At 40.1% G+C, this 21,620-nt stretch carries 21 protein-coding genes and 1 other annotated feature; of the genes, 10 read left to right on the forward strand and 11 right to left on the reverse strand.

The genetic code is table 11. The annotated features are described in order from the left end of the window. Window positions 1-45: 45 nt before the first annotated feature. The 9 genes from nqrF to HHO47_RS13090 form a co-directional block, all read right to left on the reverse strand. Window positions 46-1,275: an NADH:ubiquinone reductase (Na(+)-transporting) subunit F gene (nqrF, locus tag HHO47_RS13050; protein WP_169020690.1), complete on the reverse strand. Its 1,230-nt coding sequence runs from the start codon at window positions 1,273-1,275 to the stop codon at window positions 46-48. 19 nt (window positions 1,276-1,294) lie between these two features. Then, window positions 1,295-1,903, reverse strand: a complete 609-nt coding sequence (gene nqrE / locus HHO47_RS13055) for an NADH:ubiquinone reductase (Na(+)-transporting) subunit E (protein ID WP_169020691.1) — start codon at window positions 1,901-1,903, stop codon at window positions 1,295-1,297. Between the two features lie 10 nt (window positions 1,904-1,913). Then, complete coding sequence (locus HHO47_RS13060; protein WP_145241325.1) at window positions 1,914-2,546, reverse strand: NADH:ubiquinone reductase (Na(+)-transporting) subunit D; 633 nt, start codon at window positions 2,544-2,546, stop codon at window positions 1,914-1,916. Then, on the reverse strand, window positions 2,546-3,310 hold the full coding sequence (locus tag HHO47_RS13065) for a Na(+)-translocating NADH-quinone reductase subunit C (protein WP_169020692.1): 765 nt from the start codon (window positions 3,308-3,310) through the stop codon (window positions 2,546-2,548). The genes HHO47_RS13060 and HHO47_RS13065 overlap by 1 nt, the downstream gene beginning before the upstream one ends. Further along, window positions 3,303-4,505 carry an NADH:ubiquinone reductase (Na(+)-transporting) subunit B gene (locus tag HHO47_RS13070; RefSeq protein ID WP_169020693.1) on the reverse strand — a complete coding sequence of 401 codons (1,203 nt, stop codon included), beginning with the start codon at window positions 4,503-4,505 and terminating at the stop codon, window positions 3,303-3,305. The genes HHO47_RS13065 and HHO47_RS13070 overlap by 8 nt, the downstream gene beginning before the upstream one ends. Before the next feature lie 4 nt (window positions 4,506-4,509). After that, window positions 4,510-5,853 carry a Na(+)-translocating NADH-quinone reductase subunit A gene (locus HHO47_RS13075; RefSeq protein WP_169020694.1) on the reverse strand — a complete coding sequence of 448 codons (1,344 nt, stop codon included), beginning with the start codon at window positions 5,851-5,853 and terminating at the stop codon, window positions 4,510-4,512. A gap of 372 nt (window positions 5,854-6,225) precedes the next feature. Then, a complete protein-coding gene (gene fabV / locus HHO47_RS13080; protein ID WP_169020695.1) occupies window positions 6,226-7,419 on the reverse strand; it encodes an enoyl-ACP reductase FabV in 1,194 nt (397 codons plus the stop codon). Between the two features lie 100 nt (window positions 7,420-7,519). Beyond that, complete coding sequence (locus tag HHO47_RS13085; protein WP_169020696.1) at window positions 7,520-7,831, reverse strand: BolA family protein; 312 nt, start codon at window positions 7,829-7,831, stop codon at window positions 7,520-7,522. Window positions 7,832-7,899: 68 nt separating this feature from the next. After that, entirely contained in the window at window positions 7,900-8,499 is a 600-nt protein-coding gene (locus HHO47_RS13090; RefSeq protein WP_169020697.1) for an alpha-ketoglutarate-dependent dioxygenase AlkB family protein, read from the reverse strand. A gap of 42 nt (window positions 8,500-8,541) precedes the next feature. On the opposite strand from HHO47_RS13090, the gene HHO47_RS13095 reads away from it, so the two are divergent. From HHO47_RS13095 to HHO47_RS13110, 4 genes are read left to right on the forward strand one after another with little or no spacing between them, the layout of a single operon-like run. Beyond that, window positions 8,542-9,690, forward strand: a complete 1,149-nt coding sequence (locus tag HHO47_RS13095; RefSeq protein WP_169020698.1) for a methyltransferase — start codon at window positions 8,542-8,544, stop codon at window positions 9,688-9,690. Window positions 9,691-9,692: 2 nt separating this feature from the next. After that, window positions 9,693-10,247: a YajG family lipoprotein gene (locus HHO47_RS13100; RefSeq protein WP_211183722.1), complete on the forward strand. Its 555-nt coding sequence runs from the start codon at window positions 9,693-9,695 to the stop codon at window positions 10,245-10,247. 2 nt (window positions 10,248-10,249) lie between these two features. After that, on the forward strand, window positions 10,250-10,870 hold the full coding sequence (locus HHO47_RS13105) for a peptidylprolyl isomerase (RefSeq protein WP_169020699.1): 621 nt from the start codon (window positions 10,250-10,252) through the stop codon (window positions 10,868-10,870). Window positions 10,871-10,912: 42 nt separating this feature from the next. Next, window positions 10,913-12,292, forward strand: coding sequence for an AmpG family muropeptide MFS transporter (locus HHO47_RS13110; protein ID WP_169020700.1), 1,380 nt, complete (start codon window positions 10,913-10,915; stop codon window positions 12,290-12,292). A gap of 54 nt (window positions 12,293-12,346) precedes the next feature. On the opposite strand, the gene HHO47_RS13115 is transcribed toward HHO47_RS13110, so the two are convergent. Together HHO47_RS13115 and erpA are read right to left on the reverse strand one after the other, a co-directional pair. Continuing rightward, window positions 12,347-12,586 carry a helix-turn-helix domain-containing protein gene (locus HHO47_RS13115; RefSeq protein ID WP_016708680.1) on the reverse strand — a complete coding sequence of 80 codons (240 nt, stop codon included), beginning with the start codon at window positions 12,584-12,586 and terminating at the stop codon, window positions 12,347-12,349. Window positions 12,587-13,434: 848 nt separating this feature from the next. Beyond that, window positions 13,435-13,773 (reverse strand): iron-sulfur cluster insertion protein ErpA, encoded by a 339-nt coding sequence (gene erpA, locus HHO47_RS13120; RefSeq protein WP_058560150.1) that lies wholly within the window; start codon window positions 13,771-13,773, stop codon window positions 13,435-13,437. A gap of 293 nt (window positions 13,774-14,066) precedes the next feature. Here erpA and HHO47_RS13125 point away from each other — a divergent pair, with 293 nt between their 5' ends. The 6 genes from HHO47_RS13125 to HHO47_RS13150 all read left to right on the forward strand — a co-directional run bounded on the left by HHO47_RS13125 (window position 14,067) and on the right by HHO47_RS13150 (window position 21,600). Beyond that, a complete protein-coding gene (locus tag HHO47_RS13125; RefSeq protein WP_169020701.1) occupies window positions 14,067-15,749 on the forward strand; it encodes a chloride channel protein in 1,683 nt (560 codons plus the stop codon). 18 nt (window positions 15,750-15,767) lie between these two features. After that, a complete protein-coding gene (locus tag HHO47_RS13130; protein WP_169020702.1) occupies window positions 15,768-16,202 on the forward strand; it encodes a CopD family protein in 435 nt (144 codons plus the stop codon). A 136-nt stretch (window positions 16,203-16,338) separates the two neighbouring features. Beyond that, window positions 16,339-17,355: an aspartate carbamoyltransferase gene (locus tag HHO47_RS13135; protein WP_169020703.1), complete on the forward strand. Its 1,017-nt coding sequence runs from the start codon at window positions 16,339-16,341 to the stop codon at window positions 17,353-17,355. Between the two features lie 44 nt (window positions 17,356-17,399). Continuing rightward, window positions 17,400-18,680: a glutamate-1-semialdehyde 2,1-aminomutase gene (hemL, locus tag HHO47_RS13140; protein WP_169020704.1), complete on the forward strand. Its 1,281-nt coding sequence runs from the start codon at window positions 17,400-17,402 to the stop codon at window positions 18,678-18,680. A gap of 705 nt (window positions 18,681-19,385) precedes the next feature. Next, a complete protein-coding gene (locus tag HHO47_RS13145; RefSeq protein ID WP_248291006.1) occupies window positions 19,386-20,333 on the forward strand; it encodes a TonB-dependent receptor in 948 nt (315 codons plus the stop codon). 47 nt (window positions 20,334-20,380) lie between these two features. Beyond that, window positions 20,381-21,600, forward strand: a protein-coding gene (locus tag HHO47_RS13150; protein ID WP_223230517.1) for an IS3 family transposase whose coding sequence is annotated in 2 segments (ribosomal slippage) — window positions 20,381-20,669 and window positions 20,669-21,600 — 1,221 coding nt in all. Because the reading frame shifts where the segments join, the coding sequence is not laid out codon by codon here. Next, window positions 20,659-20,775, forward strand: a sequence feature (AL1L pseudoknot). It overlaps the preceding gene by 117 nt. Window positions 21,601-21,620: the final 20 nt, after the last annotated feature.

The following is a 21,620-nucleotide window of genomic DNA, read 5'->3' on the forward strand; positions in this document are numbered from 1 at the left end:
CGAGGCTGATATTCTAACCAAAACTAAACTGTTTTGATATCAGTGTTAGCCACCGAAATCATCTAGTAAGATATTTTCGTCTTCAACACCTAAGTCTTTCAACATAGTGATAACAGCTGCGTTCATCATTGGCGGACCACACATGTAGAACTCACAATCTTCTGGCGCTTCGTGCTCTTTAAGATAATTCTCAAATAAAACGTTATGGATAAAGCCAGTGTAGCCTTCCCAGTTATCTTCTGGTTGTGGATCTGAAAGTGCAGTATGCCATACGAAGTTATCATTTTCAGCCGCTAGGCCGTCAAAATCTTCTACGTAGAACATTTCACGCTTAGAACGTGCACCATACCAGAAACTCATCTTACGTTTAGAGTTCAAACGCTTAAGTTGGTCAAAGATATGTGAACGCATTGGCGCCATACCAGCACCACCACCTACGAATACCATTTCAGCGTCAGTGTCTTTTGCAAAGAACTCACCGAATGGACCAGAGATAGTAACTTTATCACCTTCTTTAAGTGACCAAATGTACGATGACATTTTACCACAAGGAAGTGTTAAGTCTCTTGGCGGTGGAGAAGCAATACGCACGTTAAGCATAATAATACCTTCTTCTTCTGGGTAGTTAGCCATTGAGTAAGCACGAATTGTTTCTTCGTCTACTTTTGACTCCAGCTTGAAGAAACCAAAATGATTCCAATCGCCACGATACTCTTCTGGTACATCAAAGTCCGCATATTTAACATGGTGAGGTGGAGCTTCGATTTGGATGTAACCACCCGCACGGAAAGGCACTGACTCGCCATCTGGAATTTGTAGCTTTAACTCTTTAATGAAGGTTGCTTTGTTATCATTAGAAATAACTTCACAATCCCACTTTTTAACACCGAAAATTGACTCTTCAAGTTCAATTTCCATGTCGTTTTTAACATTTACCTGGCACGCTAAACGACAGCCTTCACGGGCTTCGCCTTTAGAAATGTGATCAAGTTCTGTTGGTAAGATATCGCCGCCACCTTCTTTGATGTGAACACGACACTGACCACAAGAGCCACCGCCACCACATGCAGATGATACGAAAATACCTGACTCAGATAACGCACCTAAAAGCTTGCTACCTGCTGATGTTTTAATGGCTTTATCTGGGTCGCCATTAATGCCGATGATGATGTCACCGCTTGCAACTAACTGAGATTTAGCACCAATGATAACTAAAACTAGCAGTACAACGATAGCGATGAAAACACCAACGCCTAAGAAAATCTCATAACTCATGATTTATCCTCGCTACCTATTAAAGTGAAATGCCAGAGAATGACATAAAGCCAAGACCCATCAAGCCAACAGTGATAAAGGTAATACCTAAACCACGTAAGCCGTCTGGCACGTCTGAATATTTCATTTTCTCACGGATACCAGCAAGTAAAGTAATTGCTAGCGCCCAACCCACACCAGAACCGATACCATACACTACAGACTCGCTGAAGTTATAGTTACGCTCAACCATGAAAGATACCGCACCAAAGATTGCACAGTTAACTGTGATCAATGGTAGGAAGATACCTAACGCGTTATAAAGTGCAGGGAAGAACTTATCTAATGCCATTTCAAGAATTTGTACAAGTGCCGCAATGACACCGATAAACGTCAAGAAACGTAAAAAGCTAAGATCCGCGTCAGGATAACCAAGCCACTCTAATGCACCAGGTGCAAGAACCGCATGATAAACCAAGTTGTTAACTGGCACTGAAATACCCAATACCACGATAACTGCTACACCTAGGCCGATAGACGTTGTTACTTTCTTTGATACTGCAAGGAAAGTACACATACCTAGGAAAAAGGCTAACGCTAAGTTTTCAATGAAAACCGCTTTTACGAATAAACTAATATAATGTTCCATTGTCTGCCCCTTACCCTTTCGCTTCTACTTGGTCTTTCTTATAAGTACGCAGTACCCAAATGAATAAACCAATGATGAAGAATGCACTAGGCGGTAAAATCAATAGACCCATAGGTTGATACCAACCACCATCTTGTACAAGCGGGATGATCTCAACACCAAATAATGACCCTTTACCAAATAGTTCACGAATAAAGCCAACAGTCAGTAACACTACTGAGTAACCTAAGCCATTACCAATACCATCAAGGAAAGACATAACTGGCGGCGACTTCATTGCGTATGCTTCTGCACGGCCCATTACGATACAGTTAGTAATAATTAGACCAACAAATACCGATAACTCTTTTGCCGTAGCATAAGAGAAGGCTTGTAATACTTGGTCAACAACGATTACCAATGACGCAATGATGGTCATTTGCACGATAATACGAACAGATGACGGGATCTGGTTACGAATAATTGAGATAAAGAAGCTTGAAAAAGCAGTAACCAACGTCAATGCGATTGACATGATTAACGCATTTTTTAAGCTCGACGTTACCGCAAGCGCTGAACAAATACCAAGTACTTGTAATGCGATTGGGTTATTTGCCAGTACCGGACCAAATAGGACCGACTTCATTTCTTTAGTATCAGCCATTATTTCAACGCTCCTTCACGTACTCTCGCAAGGAAAGGACCAAAGCCGTTTTCGCCAGTCCAAAAGTCAACTGCGTGATCAACACCGTTAGACGTTAAAGTTGCACCTGATAAGCCATCAATTTGATGCTCATTCTTAGCGCCACTTTTTACAATATTGATTGGTAACTCTTTACCATTCCAACTTGCAGTCCACTGTGGGTTTTGGATTTCTCCACCCAAGCCAGGTGTTTCGTTGTGCTTATAAAAGTTAATATCTTTAACCGTTTCGCCATCGCTTTCAAGCGCTAAGAAACCATACATAACACCCCAAAGGCCGTAACCTTGGATAGGTAAAATGATAGCATCTGTAGAACCGTCTGCTTTTTTCGAGATATATACAGGAGACTCATGAGTCATACGCTGAATACCAGCGATATCCTTAATACCTTCGGCTTTTAATGCAAAGCTAATTTTTTGATCAAACTTACTTTTTTCAAAGTCGAAAGCGTCAATTTTAGCTTGAACTGCGTCGCCAGTTTGAGACTCACCGGTTTCCATATTAACTAGGCGCGTTTCGATCTTAGCTTTAAAAGTTTCTGATACAGAACCTGATACATCAATGCCCGCAGCTGCCAAGATATTTTTTTGAATATCTTGCGTTTTGTTAGCTTGCTGTAATGGGCGCAGCTGAACTGAAGCAAACGATACGATGATTGCACACACTAAACATAGTGCTACAACAACAGATAGCGTTTTGCCGATTGATTCGTTATTACTAGACATTACGTGCCAACCTCCGCTTGATATTAGCTTGCACTACGAAGTGATCAAATAATGGTGCAAATAAGTTAGCAAATAAGATTGCTAGCATCATACCCTCAGGGAATGCAGGGTTAATTACACGGATCATTACTACCATCACACCAATTAGTGCACCGTATGCGAATTTTGCTTTGTCAGTAAATGCCGCCGACACAGGGTCTGTCGCCATAAAGAACATACCAAAAGCAAATCCACCAAGTACTAAGTGCCAATGCCAAGGCATTGCAAATACTGGGTTAGTCTCAGAACCAACGGCATTTAATAAGAATGCTGTTGCCACCATACCCAAAAACACACCTAGTACGATACGCCAAGAGGCGATACGAACATAGATTAGGAATAAGCCACCCACTAACAACGCAAGTGTCGATGTTTCACCTACCGAACCTTGAATGAAACCGTAGAACGCATCCCACCAAAGTGCCATGTTGCTGTAATCAAGTGAACCTACAAACGCTTGGCCTAGCATAGTTGCACCAGAGAATGAATCTACTGCTGTCCATACTGTGTCACCTGAAATTTGTGCAGGGTATGCGAAGAATAAAAACGCACGGCCTGCTAATGCAGGGTTTAGGAAGTTACGGCCAGTACCACCAAAGATTTCTTTAGCGATTACTACACCGAATGTAATACCTAGTGCAACTTGCCATAAAGGAATGGTTGCAGGTAGGATAAGCGCGAATAACACTGACGTTACAAAGAAACCTTCGTTAATTTCATGCTTACGCACTGAAGCAAATATAACTTCCCAAAAACCACCTACAGCAAATGTAACTGCGTAAATAGGTAGGAAGAAACATGCGCCATAAAACATTTTAGCGCCCCAGCCGGATTCAGCAGTTAATTCACCGCCAAATAACTGAAACAAACCAACTTGCCAAGAATTTGCTAGTTCAAAACCTTGTGCTAGAGCACCCGCGGCCTGATGACCGATATTGAACATACCAAAAAACATTGCAGGGAACGTCGCCATCCACACTAAAATCATCATACGTTTTAGGTCGATATTATCACGAACGTGTGTCGCGCCTTTATTTACGTAACCAGGGGTATAAAAAATAGTTGCAGCTGCTTCATACAGTGCATAGAATTTTTCATGTTTACCACCAGCTTCAAAATGCGGCTCGATATCTTCTAGAAATTTCTTTAAACCCATCTCTCTAGCCTTCCTTCTCGATCGTAGTCAAGCAATCTCGTAGGATTGAACCATACTCATATTTGCCAGGACAAACGAAGGTACATAACGCTAAATCTTCTTCATCAAGTTCAAGCGCCCCTAATGAAATTGCACCGTCTAAATCACGGGCAATTAAGTCACGTAATAAAGGCGTTGGCAAAATATCTAAAGGCATCACACGCTCATAGTTACCAATTGGTACCATGGCACGTTTTGAACCACCTGTTGACGTTGTCATTTTAAATAAACGACTTGGTGTTAGGTGAGATAAGAAAGTACGTGTTACAGAGAATTTATCTGTGCCTGGAGCAATCCAACCAAACAACTCTTTCTCGCGACCTTCAAGTAATACTGATACTTGAACATGGTAACGACCTAAGAATGCTTGAGGACCTTGTGACGTAGCACCTGCTAAAACAGAACCAGAGATAACACGGTTATCACCGTCTTCTAATTCACCAGCAACTAAATCATCTAAAGCAGCACCCAGTTGAGTTTTCACTAAACGAGGGTTTTTAACACGAGGACCGGCAAGAGAAATCACACGGTCTGTGCTAATTTCACCCGTTAGGAATAAGTGACCAAAGGCGATAACGTCTTGGTAACCGATATGCCAAACTTGCTTGCTTACCGATACTGGATCTAAGTGATGGATATGTGTGCCAACAAGGCCAGCCGGATGTACGCCACCAAACTCATGTACTTCTACTTGAGGAATTGATGAGCTAGGCACTTGGCTACCTGCTTGTTTACAAACAAATACTTTACCATCAGTCAAACGAGAAACCACAGCTAAACCGGCTTCAAATGCTGGTACATTTTCAGCAATAATCACTGCAGGATCTGCAGCAAGTGGGTTTGTGTCGATAGCCGTCACAAAAATAGAGCTTGGATTTGCATCCACGGCAGCTACTTTGCTGAATGGGCGAACACGAAGTGCTGTCCATTGGCCTGACTGAATTAGTACTTCCTTGGCTTTTTCACGTTCGAGACTTGAAAGTTCATCGGACTTGAAAGAGTCAAAGGTGATTTGCTCACTGCCATTTACTTCAATAACAACAGATTGCAGCACACGTTTTGCACCACGATTAATTTCTTTTACTGTACCAGCAGCTGGAGCAGTAAATAATACACCTGGGTTCTTTTTATCTTCAAAAAGCACCTGGCCTTTTTTAACTTGGTCATCCACACGAACATGCATGGTTGGACGCATACCAATAAACTCTTCACCTAGCACAGCTACACGTTTGACGGTAGAACCATCATGAATAACTTGCTGAGGTGCGCCCTCTATGGGTAAGTCCAGACCTTTTTTTATGTTGATCATACGCACTTGCACTACATTAACGGAAAGAAACTGAAAAATCGTACCAACCACGTCGCTATTTCGATGATCTAAGCTAAATTCAAGATATCAAAGAACTACCTGCTTTAGTCTCAAAACAAGCAACGCAGTTAAACTCCTCACATATATTGCGCGAATTTTAACATTAATCGTGACTACTATGCGAGTGTAAATATGAAATTAATACGACAAGTGTGGTTATTTAACTCAATCGCCGCATTAGAATAAAATTCAATATAGACCAAAGTGCTATTGCTCGCGAGTAAGGATGGAAATTAAACAAAAATAGCGGCAGAAAAGTGGCTAACCATAAAAAAGTCGCCGCAGCGACTTTTTAAAATAAACAGGGCTGAATTAGTCAATCATGTTTGCAATAGGCGCGATTGCATCAACGTCTTGATCGTAATCAACACTGTCGATACCAAAACCAAATAAACGCAAAAACTCATTGTGGTAGCCCACGTAATCAGTTAACTCGTCAATTGTTGCTGTGGTTACGCTGTCCCAGATTGTTTGAATACGTGCCTGTACATCATCTTCCAGTTCTTTGTAGTTTTGGAATAAATGGCCGCCGTCATCAAAACGTGGTGACTCTCCATAAAGGCTCTCAGTAAATAACGCGTGAATTTGCTCAATCGTGCCTTCATAGGTGCCATCTGCTTTCATTACTTTGAATAGTGCTGAAATATACAGCGGCATAATAGGAATTGCTGAGCTGGCTTGGGTTACTACTGCATTTAGTGATGATACATACGCTTCACCGTTTAATGCTTTTGTTGACTCTTTAATTGCTACGGTTGCGCGATCTAAATCTTCTTTTGCTTTACCAATTGTTGCATGACCGTAAATAGGCCATGTTAGCTCTTTACCAATGTAAGTATACGCGCTGGTTTTAAAATTATCAGCAAGCACATTAGCTGATTTAAGCGCATCAATCCACATTTCCCAATCTTCGCCGCCCATCACTTTAATGGTGTTGTCGATATCGTCTTGGCTTGCTGCTTCAACTGTTATTTCATCAATTTCACGCTTTGACGTATTAAGGTTTTTAGTCGTCACCGCATCGCCAATTGGTTTAAGTGTTGAGGAATATGTTTCACCGGTATTTGGATCTGTACGACGTGGCGATGCAAGGCTGTATATAATTAGGTCTACTTTGCCTAAATCAGCTTTAATTGTATCAATCGCTTTTTGTTTGATTTCGTTAGAGAACGCATCGCCATTAATATTTTTTGACCATAAACCTTCAGCGTCTGCGGCCGCTTGAAATGCAGCAGTATTATACCAACCTGCAGAACCTGTTTTACGTTCTGTGCCTTCTTTTTCGAAGAAGATACCTAATGTTTTAGCACCGCCACCAAATGCAGCTGTAATACGAGATGCAAGGCCATAGCCAGTTGAAGCACCGATAACTAATACATTTTTAGGGGCATTTTTTAATGCGCCTTGCTGTTTTACATAGTTAATTTGTTCTTGTACGTGCTCTGCACAGCCTACTGGGTGGGCGTTAGTACAAATGAAACCGCGAATTTTGGGCTTAATGACCATTGATCATCCTATATTTATTTCAATAAAAATTAGCGCTAGTTTAAAGGCTAATTGTAAAAATACAGGTCTGATGAGTTTTGTGTACTATCAGACCTTGCCGTTAATCTAATTTAGAGCCACCTAAACAAGTCGGTGAGTCAGCAACCTGACCACTTTGCTCTGTAAACTCATCAGGAGTAAAAGTATGGATAGCCAAAGCATGAATATGATTCGCTAACTCATCTTTTAATACTTCATTAATTTGACGGTGACGTTGTAATGAACGCTTGCCGCTAAACTCTTCACTAACAACAATCACTTTAAAGTGTGAATTTTCACCACGACTGTGCATATGGCTTTCGTTCACTACATTAAGGTGCTTACACGCAATCGCATCAGCTAACTTGCTTTCAATCTGTTGTTGCATTGACATAAAACCATCCTCAAAATTCAGTTATAAATTTACTATAACAACTGCGGCTATACCATGGCTAATGCTATTTAACTGAAACTATTATTAATATAGCGAAACGTCAAACTGATACGAGGGTGAGCTAAAGTGGTTTGCTTGGCAATCGCGTGTTGGTAATCTCGCTGGCTGTCACCATGCATCACTAAACAACTACCACTATGGAGCTGTAAATCAGTTACTTTATTACTGGCCTTATGTTTGAGTTTTAACACCCGCTCTGCACCTAATGAAATACAAACAATCGTTGGCTGTACACCCAGCTCAATTTCATCATCGCTATGCCAGCCCATGGTATCGTGACCATCGCGATAATAATTTACCAATAAAGAATTAAAAGGCTGCTGTAAATGCCCCTCTAAGCGTTTACGTAAAGCTAATAAAATAGCAGGCCAAGGCTCAACCACTAATTTACGGTGAGAATAACCATATTTAATGTCATTATCACTGATAAAACATTGTAAGCGTGGAATTGGCCCTGTTCGCCCGTAAACAGTGGTGTTGGGTTGCTGCCAGTTTAAGTTTTGCTGCAAATGATAAAATAAATCGAGGCTTTTTTGCGCACTTAGCGCCCTTCTTTGATAAGAAAAGCCATTTGGTAACTGTTGGGGGTTGGCCTTTTGCCGTTGCATGTTAGAATTTACCTATCATTTGATTACTGATCACTCACTATTATGACCACGCAAGCACAGCTCGGCGATAAAACATTTACTCTTGAACGTTTTCCATTGGATCAAAAAAACCGTAGCTTACAAGCTTGGGATTCAGCAGACGAGTACCTAATTAGCTATGTTACTGAACATTATCCTGATTGTCGCTCTTTGCTAATTTTAAATGATAGTTTTGGTGCCTTGTCTTGTTATTTTAGCAAACAAAAATTAACGGTTTGTTCAGTAAACGATTCTTATATTAGTCACCAAGCGGCGGCTTACAACTTAGCAAAAAATAAAATACCAACTACGGCATTTAGCCAGCTCGATAGTTTATCGGCTTTACCTAAGCAGGTTGATTTAGTTATTTTAAAAGTGCCACGCACATTAGGCTTCTTGCAATATCAATTATCTGAGCTCAGTGAAGTACTCGCACCTGGCACTCCGGTTATTGGCGCAGCAAAAACCAAAGATGTACATAATTCAACAATTAAAGCATTTGAGCACTTTATCGGTGAAACTAAAACTAGTTTAGCAGTGAAAAAATCTCGCCTAATCATTAGCCAAGCACAAGGTGGTTATAAAGCTGCTGACTTCCCTGTTAATTGGCCTCTTGAAGACACTGATTTTACCATTAGTAATCACGCCAATGTATTCTCGCGGGATTCTCTGGACATTGGAGCACGGTTCTTTTTTGACTTTTTACCACAAACTAATAAAGCAAAAAGTATTATTGATCTAGGCTGCGGTAATGGTGTGGTAGGTTTAATGACACTCGCACGCTGCCCTAACGCTGAAGTTACCTTTGTGGACGAATCATATATGGCGGTTGAATCAGCACGCTTAACGGTTGAACTCAATTTGGAAGATAAGTTTGAGCAATGCCGATTTATTGAAAACGATTGCTTAACGGGCTTTGAACGTGAAAGTGTCGATATAGTGTTATGTAATCCGCCTTTTCACCAAGCACAAGCCGTGACTGACCACATTGCATGGCAAATGTTTAAACAAGCCAAAGACACGTTAAAAAATGGTGGCGAATTACGTATTATTGGTAACCGCCATCTAGACTACCATGACAAACTAAAACGTATGTTTGGCAATTGTGAATTACTTGGTTCAAATAAAAAGTTTGTAGTATTAAGTGCCACTAAAAATAATGGAATGCTATAGCTATGATGAAATATGTTTTACCTTGTTGTACTTTATTATCACTATCGGCTTGCAGTAGTCAGCCTAATCAATTGATCTTAAATCCTGTTTATCAAAATGGTAAGTTAAGCTCAATTAATCAAAGTTTAAGAACCAGTGTTATTGATCTTAGAGGTGACCCTGCAACATTAAAATTAATAACGTCTGACAAAACCCAAACAATTGCCAGCCAGGGCCTTACCGAATCAATTAAAAGTGCCCTCGATAGCGCTTTTAGCAGAAACGGGGCAAGCATTTCAAACCTTGCAACTACACGTTTTGAGGTTGATATTCATACACTGCAAGCTATAGTAACTGAAAAAATGATGTCTCATACCAGCAACGCAAAAATTGAATTAGGTGTGCGTGTGATCCGCAGCGATAGTAACTTCAGTAAAATTTACCGTGGTAATGCAAGCCTTGAAGGACCGCTAGGTCACGATAGAGCAAAAATTGAAGGACAACTCAATAAGTTGACTGAGCAGTTAATAACCCGCATGGTATCAGACCCTGAATTACTCGCCTATTTAGAAGGTTAACCATGAAACGTCTATTTTTAATATTTATATTAGTGCAACTTAGCCAAACCGTAATGGCAGCGACCGAAGGACGCTTTGTGCAAAAAAACAATATATTCCCACGAGTTGAAATCACCACCACAATGGGGAAAATTATAGTCGAGATGGATCGCTCAAAAGCCCCTATCACTGTCAATAATTTTTTAACTTATGTGATGGATGGCAGCTATAAAGGCACTGTATTTCACCGAGTTGAACGTGATGTAGAAAACGACCGAGACTTTGTCATTCAAGGTGGTGGTTACGATAGAAATTACGACGGCGTTTATGAAGGCGAACCTATCTTTAATGAAAGCGGTAACGGTTCAAAAAATGATATGTACAGCATTGCCATGGCTTATCAAGATCGTCAACCTCATTCTGGTACTCGTCAGTTTTTCTTTAACATGGACAATAACGACCATCTAAATCCAGGTAAAGACTGGGGCTTTGCCGTGTTCGGTATGGTAATGGAAGGCTACGAAACGCTTGATAAAATCATGCAAGTTGAAACCGGATTTAATGAAAAAATTGGTTATGACTTTGTACCAAAAACCCCGGTCGTTATTTTAAACATAACTGTATTAGAGCCAACCCCACTATAACAATAAAATAGCGGCCAAACCGCTATTGCCAATGAAGGCGTTATGACTAAAAGCTTGTCGGTATCAGAATATTTTTCGTACTTTAAAGATAAACGACTTATAAATGTGTTTATTTTTGGTATGAGTAGTGGTTTCCCTTGGGTCCTCATAGGTTCCGTGATGTCTGCGTGGCTAAAAGATGAAGGCCTCAGTCGCAGCATGATTGGCTTATTTGGCATTGTATTTGGTGCTTACAGCATTAATTTTTTATGGTCACCTTTAGTCGATAGAATAAAACTGCCCTTACTATATAACTGGCTAGGCCAGCGCCGTAGTTGGATACTATTTTGCCAATGCTTTATTTTGCTGGGAGTTATTTTACTGGCAGGATTAGATATCACTGCGCATTTAGCCATCGCAGCTGCGTTATGCTTATTAATTGCTATCGCCTCAGCGACTCAAGATATTGCTATTGATGCTTTTCGTATCGATACCCTCAGTGAAAACGAAAGCCATAAAGCCACTGCCGCAGCAGCAATGGCTACTTCTGGTTGGTGGAGCGGTTATGCTCTGCTAGGTGCTATTCCGTTTTATATGGCAGATATGCCAAGCATTGACTGGCCACAAGTGTATTACTTTTTAGCTATTGTAATGTTATTACTTATGAGTTGTGTATTTTGGGCAAAAGAACCTAACTCTAACCGCGAAGTTGTACATGCAGAGCTTGAACGTGTATATATAGAAAAATTGGCCAGTATAAAACAAACACCTTTTACTAAAATTATTGCTTGGCTTAGCGTAACAGTAATAGACCCATTTAAAACCTTTTTTGCTAAAAATGGTGTTAAAACAGCCCTCGCGCTACTCGCGTTCATATTCTTATTTAAAATTGGCGAGGCTTTTTTAGGCAGAATGTCGATTGTGTTTTACAAAGAAATTGGCTTTAGTAATAGTGACATAGCTACTTTTTCGAAAGTAGGCACGGCAGTTTTAACTATCGCCTTTACATTTATCGGCAGCCTCTTTAATCAAAAATATGGCATTGTAAAAGGGCTATTTATAAGTGGCGTTGCAATGGCTGCCTCTAATTTAGCGTTTTCGGCTATAGCGCTAGTAGGGCCAAATTTAGGGTTATATGCGTTTGCAATTGTGATTGACGGTTTTACTCAAGCCTGGTCATTAGTTGCTATGGTGGCATTTATATCTATGCTATGTGATCGCGCTTTTAGTGCAACACATTATGCTTTATTAGCATCATTGGGAAACTTAGGTCGTACGTTACTTTCAAGTTACAGTGGTGTGGTGATTGATGATTGGTTAGATGGGAATTGGTCGTTATTCTTTATTTTGACTGCCTTGATGGTAATACCATCATTAATATTTTTGTACCTTATTCGGCATAAATTGTATGAGTTAGAAAATAGTTATCACGGTAGGAATTAACACATTTCACATCAATGAGAGCGCTTCCCTGCGCTTACAAAAAGAAACTAAATATTAGTCTTCTTTTAATAAGCCTAAACCTTCATACGGGTCGACTTCTAATGCGTCACAATAACGTAAAAATTCAATTACGTCTAAACGGCGCTCTTGGTTTTCAATTTTGCCAATAAATGAATGTGGTGTGCCAAGTACTTGAGCAAGGCTACGCATTGTGTGACCTTTCTCGTGACGCTTAGTTTTTAGCCACTTGGTTAGTTTTGAGTTTTCTTCAGAAGAAACTGTTTTACCCATCATAAAAAACATCTCCTACTAGATGATTTAAAGTTAATTAATTAAGAGTGAAATTTGCCCGTCTCACTCTTGGATACATTATATACTATTCAGACTCATCTGAAATAACTAATTTCAGCAAAATCCCTATTTAAGGAACCAGCTGCTATAGATGAACTGCTTTATTGTCAAACCCACAACAAAACACTCGCTCTATAATTAGTTCCTTTTTAATGTAACAAATAATTAATTTAAATAAACCTTTTTTATGATTAATTATTTTTGACTTATATATTAAATAGTTACATTATTAACTGTCCCTTTATTGTTAGGAGCAAGCGTTCATGTTCAGGTTATTGTTTTTGCTACCCATTATTCTCTGCTTAGTTTGGCATTTTTTTCTTAAAGCAAATGGCGTACCGTTCAAAAAAGGAAAGAAAGGCTTTATATATATTTTAGCATTTTCTGCAATAGTGTTAGGCTTTTTTATTCTAATGATCCAAATCACTCACCCTACATAAATGAGTGACTTAACCTAAAGTAAGCCAATTTGACGTTCACGTAGCATTTATAAACAAGAAATAACAGCTAAAGCCAGCAAAGGTATAAAGCTCAGACCACCAGCAACAGCATCTATTAATGACAATAAGCTAGATAGAAGCATTACACTAAAGAACTAAAATAGCGATGCATCCAAAAGGAGGATTATTGAGTGGGAAATACTTCAGTAAGCTGTTCAGCTAGCTTTTCCCGCGTCAAAAGTCATTACGAAATCGGTTTCAGTTAATGAAATAATAGCTACGCAATAATTTTGGATAATAAGATGTTTTAGATAATAAAAAAGCCGCAATCTACGGCTTTAATCAATTACTTTAAACGCTGAAACTAGCGCCGCACCCGCAGGTGGTAGTTGCATTGGGGTTAGAAACAAAAAAACGTGCGCCTTCAAGTCCCTCGGTGTAATCCACCTCACCATCAACTAAATATTGAATACTCATTGGGTCAACCACTAAGGTTACGCCATTTTTTACAATTTCTAAATCGCCTGGGTTTGCTTTTTCATCAAAAGTAAAACCATATTGAAAACCTGAACAACCTCCACCTGTGACATAAACACGCAGTTTTAGATCTGGGTTTTCTTCTTCGTCGATTAACTGTTTAACACGAACAGCAGCTGCATCACTGAACTTAATGGGTAATTCTTCTGACATACCATAACCCTCTATACCTACATTGCTTTGATTATCTAATACCCGAGTGTTTTAATCAAGTATAGTAAACCACTGCTGATTTCTTCTATAACTAGGTTGTCATCACGCAACTGGCTCACCTTCAATAAGCTTAATCAAAAGTTATTTCTAGAGCTGACTATTTCAGCTCGCATATCATATAGTAGTCTTACTAAATATCAATTTGGTTTAAGTGAAAAACCAGTAAAATCTCAAGGACTTCCATTAACTATTTTGATAAACTGCTCACTGAAATAGGTGGCGAGGAAATATGCATGTGGCTTGAAATGCTTAGGCGTAGCTTGGCAAAGCCAAAAACATCGGTGCAATTGTGCTTACTCGGCGTAAGTGCTGGACTAATTGCGGCGTTTTTGATCATTCTATTTCGCTTAACTATTCTATTTTTCCAAGGTGCGTTCCTTGAAAATCCTGACGATTTTACTACCTTACCGCCTCTTGAGCGGGTTTTAATGCCAGTTATTGCAGCCTTTTTAATTGCGCTATTTGCAGCTTTGACTGGTTTTAAACATTATCGATTAGGTATTCCCTTTGTTATTCATCGTATTAAACGCCATTACGGGCAAATGCCATTATACAACACGGTAAATCAATTTGTCGGTGGTGCACTGGCATTGATCAGTGGTTTCTCAGTTGGCCGCGAAGGGCCGTCTGTACATATGGGGGCAACCGGTGCAAGTTTGCTGGCTGATAAATTACATTTGCCTCATAACGCCATGCGGACACTCAGCGGCTGCGGGGTTGCAGCAGGTATTGCAGCCTCATTCAATACACCACTTGCGGCTGTTATTTTTGTGATGGAAGTGGTGCTTAGGGAATACAAAGTGCATATCTTTGTGCCAATAATGCTCGCTGCGGTCACTGGTGCACTGGCGACCCAATTTGTATTTGGTGACGCATCAGAATTAGTACTGATCACAGTGACGGCATTAAGTGGCTGGCACTATCCTTTTTTAATCCTGTTTGGTATGGCTTTGGGCGCGGTTGCTTATGCTTTTAACCAAAATCTAATGTTGATCATTCGCACCTTCAAACCTTTGAGTATGTTTCCACGTTTATTACTAGCAGGCCTGATTGCTGGCGGCATTGCTTATATGGTGCCACAAGCAATGGGATCCGGTATGAGTGCAATAACTTTGGCAGTAGAAAGCCCAGATGATGTACAACTGTTAACCACCATTTTAATTGCAAAATTGCTGGCGACATTATTTGCTATTGGCTTGGGTATTCCCGGCGGAATTATTGGCCCAGTGATTGGTTTAGGGGTCTTAATGGGCACTTTAATGGCATTTTTTGCACAATTTATTAGCCCCGGCGTTGATATATCTGGTACTTATAGCGTCTTAGGCATGGCTGGCTTATTAGCTGCCACCTTACATGCTCCACTGGCAGCTTTAACTACGGTGATGGAGTTAACCTCAAGTCCTGAAATAATCGTACCGGCCATGTTAGTTATCTCAGCGGCATACGTCACCGCATTACAAGTGTTTGGCAATCGGTCGATATTTTTACAGCAGCTCGACTTTCAAGGTTTAGCCTATCATGTATCTCCAGCCACCGAAGCACTGCAAAAAGTAGGGGTGATGGACGAGATGGATGAGAACTTCAAACTACTTTATTCAGATGATAAAGAACAAATAGAAAGCACCTTAAATGCTGTTGATAGCCAAACCCCGTTAATTGTTTATGATGAAGAAAACGGCTACCGTTTGGCTGAATATGATTTGAGCTTAATGTCAGATCAAAATATCTCGATAAATTATATCAATCTGCAAGGTATAAGTAGCCAAGCCACACTAGCAGATGCATTTGATGTATTAAAAGATAAGCGCACAGGCGCTGTATATATATATAATTTACTCGATAACCAACAAATTATGGGAATTATGCGCTGGGATCAGATCCGCCATATCCTCACCATACGGAACAGCTTACTGTAACAAACTAAAGAGATTATTATGAGCGTCTTACTCATTTACAAAGCCTTGCATGTATTTTTTATGATAGCCTGGTTTGCTGGTATTTTTTACTTACCTCGGCTTTTTGTCTATCACGCAATGAACGAAGAGAAAGCATGCAGTGCCATGCTTAAAATAATGGAGCGCCGTTTATTACTGTTTGTTACTCCCTTTGCCTTATTAACAGCCGTTTTTGGTGTATTGATGATTGTTGAATACGGCCGTGAGTGGTTTAAGCACAGCATGTGGTTACATTATAAGTTAGTTTTGGTCATTATTTTGTACCTTTATCATGCATATTGCTTTCAATTATTGGCTGACTTTAAACACGACCGCAATAAGCGCAGTGATCGTTTTTATCGTATTTTCAATGAACTCCCTGTTTTAGTGCTGCTTACTATCGTATTTTTAGCCATCACTAAACCAAGCTTGTAAAATTTGCTGTATACCCAAACCACCTCAAGATGCAGAAACTCGCATCTTGAGGTGGTTTGGGTATAATATCGCGCGATTGAGTGACCATCATGAAAGGTTGCTCGCGCCTCATTTCAATGTAATAGGAATAACCCCAATGTTAAGTTTCGAAGGTGAAAATATTCTTTCTGTTAATCAGCTCAATCGAGACTGTATTGAACGTATTTTTACAGTAGCCAAAAAAATGGAGCCGTATGCTAAAAAACAAAAGCGTACCAATGTGTTAGAAGGCGCAATCTTAGCAAACCTATTCTTTGAACCAAGTACCCGTACCCGCGTAAGCTTTGGTACAGCCTTTAACTTATTAGGCGGCCTTGTGCGAGAAACCACAGGGATGCAAAGCTCAGCCCTCGCAAAAGGTGAGTCGCTATACGATACCGCGCGGGTTATTTCAGCCTATGCTGATGCCGTTGCTATGCGCCACCCCGATGCAGGTTCGGTAGCTGAATTTGCGACAGGTTGCTCAGTACCCGTTATTAATGGCGGTGATGGCCCAAACGAGCATCCCACTCAAGCACTACTTGATTTATTAACTATAGAACGTGAGCTTAATCGCTTTGGACAAGGTATTGATGGCATGCATATCGCCCTTGTTGGTGATTTAAAATACGGCCGTACCGTGCATTCATTATCAAAGTTATTATGTCATTATAAAGATATAAAATTTTCGATGGTGGCACCTGATGGCTTACAAATGCCTAGCTATATTTTGGATGCTGTTGATAATGCAGGTCATAAAATAGAAATCGTCGATAAAATGGAAGGTAATTTAGCCGCCGATATCGTCTATCAAACTCGCATTCAAGAAGAGCGCTTTCCATCGCAAGAAGAAGCCAATAAATACCGCGGAGGTTTCCGCATTAGTCAGTCAATTTATAACGCCCACTGTAAACCTAACTCAGTCCTTATGCACCCGTTACCTCGTGATAGTCGCTTAGAAGCGAATGAGCTCGATAACGATTTAAACAGTAATGACAATTTAGCGATTTTCCGTCAAGTACAAAACGGAGTATTGATCCGCATTGCATTATTTGCATTAACGTTAGATGTTGCTGACAAAGTTGAAAACTATGAAGTTGAAGTACCATGGTTTAGCCGTAAACGTAACGACTAAAGCCCACAATTTCAATGTAACCATGAAACTCAATAGGAATATTCATGACAATTAGCCAAGATTTATTTGCCCGCGCCCAAGCCTCAATCCCAGGTGGCGTAAATTCACCAGTACGTGCTTTTAATGGCGTTGGCGGCACACCGCTATTTATTACCAAAGCCCAAGGCCCATTTACATTTGATGCTGATGGCAATCGCTATATCGACTACATTGGTTCATGGGGACCGATGATCATGGGTCACAATCACCCAGCAATTAAACAGGCCGTACTTGAAGCTGTTGAAAATGGCCTAAGCTATGGTGCGCCTACCGAAACCGAAATTTTCATGGCTGAAAAAGTAAAACAATTAGTGCCTTCAATTGAAAAGGTGCGTATGGTGAGCTCAGGTACTGAAGCCACCATGAGCGCGATCCGCTTGGCTCGTGGCTTTACTGGCCGTGACAAGATACTTAAATTTGAAGGCTGTTACCACGGCCACGCCGATTCATTATTAGTTAAAGCCGGCTCTGGCGCATTGACTATGGGCGTACCTAATTCACCTGGCATCCCTGAAGATTTTGCCAAGCATACATTAACAGTTTCGTTTAATAACCTTGATGAAGTCAAAGCTATTTTTGCCAAATACGCTGACGAAATAGCCTGTGTTATCGTAGAACCTGTTGCTGGTAACATGAACTGTATTCCTCCTGTAGCAGGCTTTTTAGAAGGCCTGCGTGCAGTATGTGATGAATATAAATCAGTGCTGATTTTTGATGAAGTAATGACTGGATTCCGTGTAGCTTTAGGTGGCGCACAAGCTTATTACAACATCACTCCTGATTTAACTTGCTTAGGTAAAGTGATTGGCGGCGGCATGCCAGTAGGTGCGTTCGGCGGTAAAACTGAGATCATGGATTACATCGCCCCTGTCGGTCCAGTTTATCAAGCAGGCACTTTATCAGGTAACCCAATTGCCATGGCTGCGGGTCTAAAATCGCTAGAGTTACTGTGCGCTGAAGGACTACATGCTGATCTTGAAGCAAAAAGTAAAGCAATCTGTGAAGGTTTTGAAGCCGCAGCAAAAGCCGCAGGCATCGCCCTTACAACTAACTATGCCGGTGGTATGTATGGATTCTTCTTTACTGAACAAGAGAAAGTAACCACTTACCAACAAGCAACCCAGTGTGATTTAGAGCGCTTTAAAAAGTTCTTCCACTTGATGCTTGAAGAAGGTGTTTATTTAGCGCCATCAGCATTTGAGGCAGGCTTTGTTTGCTCTGAACACTCAGAGCAAGAAATTGCCGACACCATTGCAGCCGCCGAGCGAGCGTTTGCTAAGTTATAAACCAAAAGACCATCATTAAAATAATGATGGTCTTAAATTATTCAGTTAAGTATTTATTTAATCAAAGTCTGTTAAATTAAGGTTTAAAACTTACCTATACTACTTCTGGCTTATTTTATTTAGGAAATAATAAATCACTCAACTACTAGATTTAGTATATAAACGCTAATACATAGTTGTACAAAAGGTATCACTCCTTTCCATAATTACAACAACCATAACTTCACTATTCGCCAATCTGCACTTTTGTTTTCATTTTAAGAACCGCTTCAAATTACCGCCCACTCTGAGGAACAAGAATCTCACATAAAATTTAAATACTCCGGTATCTTTTGACGTGGTTTCTTATCACATTGTACTTTACTGAAGCTTCAAGCTTTGAAATCTCTATAACAAGTCCAATTTTTTAAAAAAGGTCACGTCAAATGCATCTTTTAATTTACAATTACCCCTCAACTAATCCTTAAACTAACAGCTAATGATATAAATCAAACTCTAAAAGTAAATTGAAAGCAAGCAAATTAACAAAAACCCAAATTAAAAGTTACAAATAAAAAACAACTTGACACAATTAAATCCACTATGTTAAAAACTTTATGGTTCTTTAGTTGTGTTCACAGTATATTATGAACACAATATAAAAATCACGAAAGCTACTCTATTAGCAGAAAAAATAACAATTAAATTTATTCAGGGAACAATCAAATGAAAAACAGCTTTTCAAAAACATTTAAGCGTTCATTTACAGCAGCTGCTGTTGCAATGACCTTAAGTGCAGCAATGCCAGCTATAGCTGATAATGTTAACGGCGCTATTAAAGGCAACATAACTACTCAATCAGGTACATCTTTAGCTGGTGCAACAATAACAATAACAGATAAAACTAAAGGCTATGTAAAAATCCTCACTGCTGATACAAATGGTAATTTCAATATTAATCAGGTTCCAGTTGGGAAATACGACATCGTAGTATCTCAATCAGGTTTTGAACAAGCCCAAATTAATGATGTAATTATCGGTGTAGGCAAAACTGCGTTACTAGAAATTCCTTTAGTTGAAGGTAATATGGAACGCATTGCTGTAGTTGGTAGCGCAATTAGGGCTGTTGATGTATCAGTGACAGAATCGTCATTAAATATTAGCTCGGAAGAACTTGATTTATTACCAGTTGCACGCTCTATCACTTCTGTTGCTTTACTTGCTCCAGGTGCAACTGAAGGCGACAGCCGCTTTGGAGATCAAGCCTCATTTGGTGGCTCTTCCGTTGCCGAGAATGCGTATTATGTAAATGGTTTAAATATGACAAACTTTCGTAATGGTTTAGGTGGGGCAACAATTCCATTCTCCGCATACGAAAGCTTTCAAGTAAAAACAGGTGGTTATTCAGCTGAATTCGGTCGAACTACTGGTGGTCTGATTTCATCAGTAACTAAATCTGGTTCAAATGATTTTCATTTTGGGGTTGAAACGATCTATTCTCCTGACTCTTTGAGAGAGCAAGCACCAAACTCTTTATATTCACAAAATGATCGTTGTGAAGATGCTGACGGTCATTGTATTGGTGATTTATATGTAAATAACCAAGATAATTATAATAATTCTTTTGAAACTAACATTTATGCGTCTGGCGCAATAATAGAAGATACATTATGAATCGCCCCGTGTTTGCCAGAGACTCAATAACTTGAGAAACTGGAACTATGAAAAAATCAAATCGCTATACATCAGAATTTCGTGAACGTGCAATTAGGCTTGTTACCACACAACAGCATGAATACCCTTCTCTTTGGGCTGCGCTAGTATCGATTTCAGATAAACTGGGATGTACCCCAGAAACACTTAGAGCATGGGTCAAGAAATCTCAAGCTCAACCGTCTAAACCCTCTTCTAATACGCAATCAACTGAAGAACGCCTTGCCGTCTTAGAGCGCGAGAATAAAGAGCTCAAGCGAACGAATGATATCCTGAGGCAAGCTGCCGCTTTTTTCGCCCAAGCGGAGCTCGACCGCAAACAGAAGTAATAGTGGATTTTATTGATGCTTGCAGAGAGCATTACGGTGTCGAGTCAATTTGCAAGGAATTGCCGATTGCACCATCAACGTATTATTCTCATAAACAGATACAAAGAGAGCCTGAGCGACTGTCTAACCGCAAAAAGCGTGATGCTGAGCTGATAATACTCATTCGCGAAGTGTGGGAGGATAATATGTCAGTTTATGGTGCAAGAAAAATATGGAAGCAGCTACAGCTTGACGACCATCAAGTCGCCCGCTGTACAGTCGAACGATTGATGCGAGTTATGGGAATTCAAGGTGTTCGTCGGGGTAAAGCACATAAGACAACGATACCTGACGAGCAACAAGATAAGCCACTTGATTTAGTTAATCGTCAATTTACTGCTGAGCAGCCAAATCAACTTTGGGTAGCTGACATCACCTATGTTGCCACATGGAGTGGGTTTGTTTATGTCGCTTTCGTGATAGATGTTTTTTCACGATACATTGTAGGTTGGCGTGTATCAACGACAATGCACACAGAGCTTATTCTTGATGCGTTAGAGCAAGCTATTTGGCATCGTGGCAACCCCGAAGGGTTAATTCACCACAGCGACAGAGGCAGCCAATATTTGTCTATACGATACACTGAGCGACTTGCTGAAGCTGGAATTCAAGCGTCTGTAGGCAGTGTGGGTGACTCTTATGACAATGCATTGGCTGAAACAATAAATGGATTATTTAAAACAGAGATTATTCGCAGAAATGGCCCGTGGAAGAATGTTGATGCTGTTGAATACGCAACGTTAGAGTGGGTCAATTGGTTTAATAATCAACGCTTATTATCTTCAATTGGGTATATTTCACCAGCTCAATATGAAACAGACTACTATGATAATTTAAACGAGTCAGGTAAAGTGGCCTGACTTAAACAAACTGGTCTCCG

The organism is Pseudoalteromonas arctica (assembly GCF_012927645.1).
GTDB classification, from domain to species: Bacteria; Pseudomonadota; Gammaproteobacteria; order Enterobacterales; family Alteromonadaceae; genus Pseudoalteromonas; species Pseudoalteromonas arctica_A.